Origin of the sequence: Pseudomonas sp. NPDC098747 (assembly GCF_044760045.1) — a bacterium.
In the GTDB taxonomy this organism is placed as follows: Bacteria; Pseudomonadota; Gammaproteobacteria; order Pseudomonadales; family Pseudomonadaceae; genus Aquipseudomonas.
Map to the genome: position 1 here is coordinate 25,477 of NZ_JBIWAL010000058.1, position 8,444 is coordinate 33,920.

At 61.0% G+C, this 8,444-nt stretch carries 6 protein-coding genes; all 6 read right to left on the reverse strand.

Annotated features, from left to right (window positions below; genetic code table 11):
* Window positions 1-12 precede the first annotated feature (12 nt).
* Window positions 13-2,067 carry a type VI secretion system tip protein VgrG gene (locus ACIQVE_RS24885; protein WP_402813507.1) on the reverse strand — a complete coding sequence of 685 codons (2,055 nt, stop codon included), beginning with the start codon at window positions 2,065-2,067 and terminating at the stop codon, window positions 13-15.
* A 28-nt stretch (window positions 2,068-2,095) separates the two neighbouring features.
* Window positions 2,096-3,097 (reverse strand): serine/threonine-protein kinase, encoded by a 1,002-nt coding sequence (locus ACIQVE_RS24890; RefSeq protein ID WP_402813510.1) that lies wholly within the window; start codon window positions 3,095-3,097, stop codon window positions 2,096-2,098.
* Window positions 3,094-3,822 carry a PP2C family protein-serine/threonine phosphatase gene (locus tag ACIQVE_RS24895; RefSeq protein ID WP_402813513.1) on the reverse strand — a complete coding sequence of 243 codons (729 nt, stop codon included), beginning with the start codon at window positions 3,820-3,822 and terminating at the stop codon, window positions 3,094-3,096. Before ACIQVE_RS24895 ends, ACIQVE_RS24890 begins: the two co-directional genes overlap by 4 nt.
* The gene (gene tssM, locus ACIQVE_RS24900) at window positions 3,822-7,361 is read right to left on the reverse strand and encodes a type VI secretion system membrane subunit TssM (protein WP_402813516.1); all 3,540 of its coding nucleotides are present in this window, start codon (window positions 7,359-7,361) and stop codon (window positions 3,822-3,824) included. The genes ACIQVE_RS24895 and tssM overlap by 1 nt, the downstream gene beginning before the upstream one ends.
* A 13-nt stretch (window positions 7,362-7,374) precedes the next feature.
* A complete protein-coding gene (gene icmH / locus ACIQVE_RS24905; protein ID WP_402813519.1) occupies window positions 7,375-8,250 on the reverse strand; it encodes a type IVB secretion system protein IcmH/DotU in 876 nt (291 codons plus the stop codon).
* Window positions 8,251-8,255: 5 nt separating this feature from the next.
* Window positions 8,256-8,444 (reverse strand): type VI secretion system baseplate subunit TssK (gene tssK / locus ACIQVE_RS24910; protein WP_402813522.1); only part of this gene is annotated, 189 nt, incomplete at its 5' end.

Genomic DNA, 8,444 nt, shown 5'->3' on the forward strand with positions numbered 1-8,444 from the left:
ATCCGTTGGCGGTCAACCAGAGAACCTGATCATTCGCATTGGTCGACGGTCAGCTTTCTGAGGTACCGCATTCCCCAACGCCTGATCCATCAAACTCCCCGCCTTATCCTTATCCGCCGCCCCTGGCAGCACCGGCGGTTTAATCCCGATCCCTGTGCCGGAACCAGCCGAACCGCCAGCATTGATTTTGATCACCGGCCCAACCACCGTCACACCACCGCCATCGAGCTTGATAAAGCTCCCACCACCCAGCACGGTCAGCTCCGTCCCCGCCTCAATAACAATCTTGTCCCCAGCCTTAAGGTGAATCTCTTTCCCCACGCTGGTCAGTTGCGCAGTCCCGAGCTTGATGTGCTGGTTCTGCCCAACCGTCAAATGATCATCCAGCTTCGCTTCGATCTTACGGTCGCTGATGGTGGTGCGGTGTTCTTCCGCCTTGAGCTCGGTGTAGGTGTTCTTCTCGACAGTGTCGTGACGCTCATTTCCGACCCGAATCTTCTGATCGTGCTCAACGTTTTCATCCCAATCCCGCTGCGCATGGATGTAGATCTGCTCCGCGCCTTTTTTGTCTTCAATGCGCAGTTCGTTATACCCACCGCCACCTGGGGAGCTAAGCGTTTTGAACACACTGCGAGTCTTGTTCGCCGGCAAGGCGTAGGGCACCGGGTTTTCCTTGTGGTACAGGCAACCGGTCACCAGCGGCTGGTCGGGGTCGCCTTCGAGGAAGGTGACGAGGACTTCCATGCCGATGCGCGGGATGCTGATGGCGCCGTAGCGGTCACCGGCCCAGGAGCTGGAGACGCGCATCCAGCAGCTGGTTTTGTCGTCCGCCTGGCCTTCGCGGTCCCAGTGGAACTGGACCTTGATGCGGCCGTATTGGTCGCAGTGGATTTCTTCGCCTTTGGGGCCGGTGACCATGGCGGTCTGGCTGCCGAGGACGCGGGGTTTCGGGTGTTCTAGCGCCGGGCGGTAGAACACGTCCCACGGGGTGGCGAGGAAGGTGTTGCGATAGCCCTGGTGGAAATCGTCCTTGTTGTCGGTGGTGTCGCTGGTCACGCCTTCTTCGAGGACTTGTGGCTGCTTGCCTTCGTGGACGATTTCGGTGAGCAGCCACAGGTCGTTCCACTCGGTGCGCGGGTGGTCGGACATTTCCATGAAATGGCCGCTGACCAGTTTGGTCTGGTCGCCACGACCTTCGGCCTGGCGGTAGTCAGCGCGGTGGCGTTCGAGGGCGCGTTGGCTGAGGAATTTGCCGCGCGCACGCTCGATGAAGCGGCCGGGGTAGTCGTAGTCTTCGAGATCCGGTTCGCTGCTTTTGCTATCAAGAGCGCCGTCAGGTTTGTACGCCGCTTCCATTTGCAGGCGCGGTTTTTCGAAATCGTAGTCGCGGCGCGTGACGCGGCTGGTGCGGGTTTCCAGCCGCAGTTTGAAGCTTTTGATCACCGGTTCGTCGGCAACCATGCCGCTGCCTTGCACATAAGCGGTGGGCTGGCCGAGTTTCTGGAACACGGTCTGGTCGTCACCGAACACCAGCAGGTGAGCTTTGTCGCTGTGCTGGAAGTGGTAGTGAATGCCTTCCTCTTCGCACAAGCGCTGGACGAAGTGCAGGTCGGTTTCGTCGTATTGCACGCAGTAGTCGCGATCCGGGCACGGCTGCCTCAGTTGGAAGCTGTAGGCGTTGCCTTTGATGCCGTGTTCTTCGAGGATCAGCGCGATGATTTTCGGCGCCGACATCTGCTGGTAGATGCGCTGGTTGGTGCGGTGATGCAGGTATTGCAGTTGCGGCACCATCGAGACTTTGTAGCGGGTCAGGCGCTTGCCGGCATCGCCTTGGGCGACGCGGTAGATCTGGCCGTGGATGCCCGAGCCTTGTGGATCGAAGGCAAGGAAGGCCTGCTTGTGCAGGAGTTTTTCCAGATCCAGATCAGGGTTTTCGCTGACCAGTTCGAGGTCGAAGCGAAACGGCTGGTTGATGCCTTCGGTGCCGGTGAACGACAGCACTTGCAGGTCGCCGACATAGTCCTCAACCGTCAGGCTGAAGTGGGTCTCGTTAGCTGAGTTGAACATAAAGTGCTCCCTGTTCGAATGTCATCCGTTACGCCCGAAACCGCAGACGTTGCAGCCAGGATGAAGTGGCGCCCAAAGCGTCACGCAATTGGTCGGCAGTGATGGTGCGCGCTGCCGGATCAAAGCTCAGCGCCGTTTGCAGCGCTGGCCAACAGTGTTTCGGTAGATTTTGCGGTGCGTGCAGCTCGCGCTCCAGGTGCTCGTCGCGGGCCTGGGTCGAGGGCAAGCGGCGGAACGGGTGTTTGCCGCTCGCCAGCTCAAAGATCACACAGGCCACGCCGTACACGTCCGCGCTGGCCGACAACGGTTGGCCCTCAAGCAGTTCGGGGGCGGCGTAGCCTGGGGTCCAGGCGTTGAAGCGCTCGCGGCTGAGGTGTGGCAGACCGGGCAAGGTGCCCTCTTCTGCCTGACCCAAGCCGAAGTCGAAGAGGCGCAAACCGTCTTCGCTGAGCATGACGTTGCTCGGTTTCAGGTCACCGTGCAGCACGCCGCGACCGTGGGCGTAGGCCAGCGTGTCGAGCAGCGGCAGGACGATGTCGCGCAGTTCTTTCCACGGCAGGCCGAGGGGCCGCTCGCAGAGCAATTTGTCCAGGGTCAGGCCACGCATGTATTCCATGGTGATGAAGGCCCGCTGGCAGTCGGTATCCACTTCAAAGGTGTGCGCGCGCACAACGTTGTCGTGGCGCAGGCGTCGGGTCAGGGCGAACTCGCTGTAGAGCAAGGCACTGGCATCCGGCGACTCGGCAAATTCTTCGCTGAGGATTTTCAGCGCAATGTAAGGGTCGGGATCGCCGAACTGTTCATGCAGCAGATCCCTTGCCCGGTAGACGGCGCCCATGCCGCCGGCCCCGAGCAAACGCTCGAGGCGATAACGGCCCGCCAATACGTCCGGCAGTGCACCCATGCTGGCCTTGGCAGGCGCCAGCAAAGGCTCTGCATTATTGGGCTTGGCGAAGGCGAAGTAGGTCAGGTTGTTGGCCTGTTCTTCACTCATCAGCAAGTCATCGATGGGCGATTCGATTTCACTCATTGGCGGATTACCACGGCAGTCAGGTTGTCGCGAGCGGAGCCCCGCAGGGCGCCGTCGAACAAACGTTCCAGCGCTACGTGCGGCGCGCTGAGGCTGAGGGCGGTGCCGAGGGCATCGCTGCTCAGGCCCTGATACAAACCATCGCTGCACAGCAAAAACACATCGCCCGGATACACCTCGAGTTCCAGCACATCCAGCGTCAGTTGTTCAGCCGCGCCGACCGCCCGGGTTAATGCCTGGGCGGCCGGGTGCGCCGCTGCCTGTTCGACGCTCATCTGTTGCTCGTCGATCAGTTGCTGTTGCAGCGAATGGTCTTTGGACAGCTGATACAGACGCTGCCCGCGCCACATATAACAACGGCTGTCGCCGGCCCAGATGCAGGCCGCGCGATTGCCTTCCACCAGCAGCGCCACAACGGTGCTGCCCATGATGCTGTCGTGACGGCCGGCAGTGACGGTCAACTCCTGCCCCAAACGCCGGTTCAACCAGTGCAGGCACTGGCGGATGGCTTTGAGGCGTTCGTCGAAATCGTCGTGTTGCGGCAGTTCAGCCAGGCTGGCGACGATCAACTGGCTGGCGATGTCGCCACCCTGATGACCGCCCATGCCGTCCGCGACCACCCACAGCCCCTGCTGCGGAAGGTCGAGAAAGGCATCTTCGTTACGCGCCCGCACCTTGCCCGGGTCGGTACGCGCCGCGCTGCGCCAGGGACTGGCCACCAGCATCAGAGCTGCACCGGCATACGGAAGGTGCGCAATACGCCGAGGTCGAACGGGTTCGGCGAGCGTTGGCTGGTCAGCAGGTAGTTGGCGCGCAGGCCACCTACGTCAGCTTTCAGCACCAACACATCACGACCGCTCAGGTACTCGGTCTGCATCAGGTCGAACAGACGGAACAGCGACCATGGGCCGGAGTTCTTCTCGATACCGATCGGACGCCCGGCCATCTTGTCCATCACCAGGCTGGTGCGGCCGTCTTCAGCATCGGTCGGCCATTTGAAGGTCATTGGCAGGATCGGGCCGTGACGGTATTCCATGATCTTGTCGCCGAACTTGAACTCGGAACGGCTGACCGCCGGATCCAGCGTGTACGGCTCCAGTTTGAACTGCACGGTCGGTTCGGCCGGGTTGATCGAGAAGAAGCTCTGACGAATCGTCAGCGCTGCGGCCATCTGATCGAGGTAGACCTTGGACACCGGCAGGCTGTGGCCGTCGACGCTGCGCATCCGGTAGTTGCCCGGATCACCGCTGACGAACGGGCGCATGTAGGTGTCGAAGAAACGGTCAGCAATACCCTGCGCCTTGAAGAACTCGCGGAAGTCGCTGATCGCCACGTCGCTGGTGCTGCTGGCGCTGAACGGATAACGCTTGCTGATGGTTTTGCCATACACACTGTACAGCTCGTTCTGATAACGGCCGTTCAGGTATTGGTAGGCATCGTTGAGCACCAGACGCCACGAGTCTTCGGCCAGCACGTTGAACCACACGCTCAGCGGACGCGGCAGACGGCTAGAAGCATTGCGCAGGTTGGTCAGCGCATCACGCTGGCCGCTCATGCGGGTTTTCGCCATTTCGAACGCAGCTTGTTCCGGCGAGCTGGAACGGGCCAGACCGGCCAGTTGCAGTTGCAGGTCGTTGAGCGCGTTGAGCGCTGGCGTCAGGTCCGCAGCCGGGCCGTTGTTGTCATCGAGCAAACGATGCAGCGGTTCGAAGCGACGTTGCAGGGATTTCTTGGCGGTGTCCGGCAGGTTTTTCGCGACGCTCAAGGCCGAAGCCTTGTCCGCTGCGGCGGCTGCCAGTTTGCCGACTTTACCCAGTTTGCCTTTCTGACCGGCGAGCGCATCGGCGGCTTCGCCCGCTTCTTCGACCGGGTCTGCGGCGGCCTCGAAACGCGTGTTTTCACGCACTTCCGTGAGCAACGCGAGCACCGGCGAGTTGGCCGAAGTCAGGCCCGCCAGTTGCTCGGCGCCTTCACCGGCGTCACTGATCGGTGGCAATGCCACTTGGCCAACGGCCTCGCTCCAGTAGTTGGCGTAGTCGCGGAAGTACAGTTGCTCGAGTTCGACCATCAGGCGACGCAAGTCCATGTCGCTGATGCCCGCGCCTTCACCCAGTACCCAGTTGTCACGCAGGATGTCGGTAACCAGCGCCGAACCCTGTACCGAGAAATACTGTTGATAACCGGTTTGCGTGTAGAAACCCGGGATCACGTACTCGGTGCCGATAAACAGCGAACCTTGCGGGCCAAGGTGTTGGCTGAAACGGTATTCCGGCAGGTTGCGCGCCTGCTCACGGAGCATGCGATAGACCACGGTAGCCAGCGATTCGCTGCGCAGAACCTGTCGCGCCTGAGTCACCAACTGATCGTTCAGCGGATAGATGAAAGGCTGCTTCAACAGGCGTTCGAGGTGGACGTTCAGGCCGTTCTGCACCGCAGTGTTGCCGGTGTAGCGTTGCGACCAGTCACTCGCGATCCAGTCCTTGAGCCATGCGGCGTCGCGGCGATCCTTCATGTTCAGCATCAGGTACGCGCGCAGGCTGTTGAGCAGCTTTTCGCGGTCCTTCATGTTGGCGTGGATCTGCCCTTCGAGCATGGTTGCAACCCGTGGCAGCAGTTGCGCTTCGAGCTCACGCTCGTACGCCGCTTTGACCGACGGATTGATGTCTTCGCCCTGATACAGACCGCCGCGCTCGTGGTACGCCACATCGCCCTTCTTCGGGAACACCTGAGTGGCGGCGTAGCTGGTGTCGAGGGTTTTCAGCACGCCCATCGCGTCATCACGCGGGGTCAGCGCCGAGCGCTGCTGAGTCCAGTTTTGCGCCAGTGTGCGCAGGTTTTCCAGACGCTCGTAGTTGGCCGAGAATCCGCCCGCCCAGAGCATGCCGAACAGTGCCAACGCCGCCAGTGCGCCGACATACAACGCACGTTGGCCCCAATGGATGCGGCTGCGTTCGCGTTTGTCCAGACCGGCCAGATCGGCCTCGGGGAAAATCACTTGGCTGAGCAGGTGGTGGATGAAGCGCGAACGACCGCTGCGCAGAGTCGGCAGCACGCCGGCATTCATGCCGAGGCTGGCGCCGATGCCGGCGGTGGTCGAATCCATTTCCTGGGTCAGGTGCGGTGCGCTGGTCAGGTAGAAACCACGCAGCTGTGTTGCCCGCTGATAGCGATTGCCGGTGAACGCCATGTCGACGAACAGGCACAGACGCTCGCCGATCTGCCCCAGTTGATGCGGGAAGTCGAGGATGCGGCCACGGCGCTGGGTATCGCGCTCGGAGTGCATGCGCATGATCACTTGGCTGTTGAGGCGACGCAGCAGTTCTTCGAACTCGTTGCGCAGCACAGCCACGTCGGTGCCGATCTGTTCCTTGCGGAAACTGGTGCCCAGCACCTGATCGCTTTCTTCGCGGGTCAGTTGATCGAAGAACTCGTCGAAGCCAAGCAGCTTGTCAGCCTTGCTCAGCACCAGATACACCGGCACATCGACGTGCAGCTTCTGATGAATGTCCTGCAAACGACCGCGCACCTGGCGCGCGAGGGTGTCGATGTCCTGCTCGCTGCCACCGGTGAGGGTTTCCACCGGGATGGTCACCAGCACGCCGTTCAACGGACGGCCGCGACGACGCTTGCGCAGCAACTCAAGCAAGGTGCGCCAGGCACTGCCGTCAACTTCCGCGTCCGGTTGGGTGGTGTAGCGCCCGGCGGTGTCGATCAGCACACCGTGATCGGCGAAGTACCAGTCGCAATGACGGGTGCCGAGGGTGTCGCGGGTCAGCTTGCGGTCGATCTTGTTGATCGGGAATTCCAGACCGGAAAAGTCCAGCAGACTGGTTTTGCCAGAGGCTTGCGGACCGATCAGCAGGTACCACGGCAAATCACTGCGCCAGCGCTCGCTGCGACCACGATACAGGCTCGACGTCTTCAGGGTTTTCAGCGCGTCTTTGAAGCGCGCCTTCAGCTCTTTCTGCTCGTCGTCGATCTGCTCTTCACGGCGGATACGATCCTGGCCGTCTTCGCTTTCTTCGACGGCTTTCTTGCGAATACCGGCGCGCCAGCTGACGAAGACCATGGTCAGGCCCCAGATCAGGAACAAGACGCTGATGGTCAGCAGACGCGAGGTCGCGCTCTCCCAAAACTTGTAATCATCAACCGCCAATAAGGGGCCGACGAACCACACCAGCAGCGCCACGAACAGCACCAGCAGCAGGGTCCAGACCCAGGTCTGGCGCAGGAAGGCGCCGACTTTTTTGAAAAACTTTTTCATCACACGTCCCTGTTTACGGCTGCGACTGCGGTTGAACCGCGGCTGGATCAAGCGGCTGGTATGGTTGCAGAACGGTTTCGCGCTGCTCGCCCAAGACCCAGGCGAAGCCCGAATACATCACCACCAGACAGACGAAAGTGAACAACACCACCATCCACGCCGGCACGATGCGCACCAGGCTGCGGCGCTGATCGTTGAGACCTTCCCAGTGCGGCGACAACTCACGCGGCACGTCGCCACGCAACTGACGGATCTGGCGGTACAAGGCATCGCGGATGCCTTCAAGCTCGAGCATGCCACGCGCCTGCACGCGGTACTTGCCCTCGAAACCGAGGGACAGGCACAGGTACATCAACTCGAGCATCGGCAAGTGCTTGACCGGGTTTTTCGACAGTCGATCGAGCAGCTGGAAGAACTTCTCGCCACCGAAGGTTTCGTTGTGGAAGCTGCTGAGCAGGCTCATCTGCGACCACTCGCTTTCGTTGCCCCACGGCGTGGTCACGACGGCTTCGTCGACCACGGTGCAGAGCACGTAACGCGCGGCCATCACCTGGCTGCTTTCAGCGCCGTTGTGCAAGGCGCGCACTTCAAACAGCTTAAGCCCGGCGGTCAGGCGCTCATTGAGCGCGTACAGGTCTTCGCGGGTTTCGCTGTGCTTGAGACGCACCACTTCCGAGAGCAGTTCGGACGAGGCGGCCACCAGCGAATTGAGGCTGATATTGAACGCCTCCGCCGGGCGCAGGCGCGCGGCGTAGATCATGCGTTCTTCCAGTTGCTCGAAACGCGGCGGCGCGGCGAAGTCCGTCAGCGGACTCGCCGCCGGGCCGTGGCCCTGGCGGTCGAGCAAGACCGTTTTGTCGTCCTGGCTGTATTCCGTTTCCTTGATCATGTCGGTCAGTTCCTGATGGCCCAGAATTTCAGTTCAAGCTCGGCGAATTCGCCGGACACGTGGAACGCGAAGCCGCCGGAGCGCTCTAGTTGTGCCAGGTCTTCGGAACTGAGTTCGAGGATGTATTTGGTTTTTTTGTAGTGGATGGATATATGGTGATTGTCCTTGTTGATCTGTTTGTTCTTGTTATCATT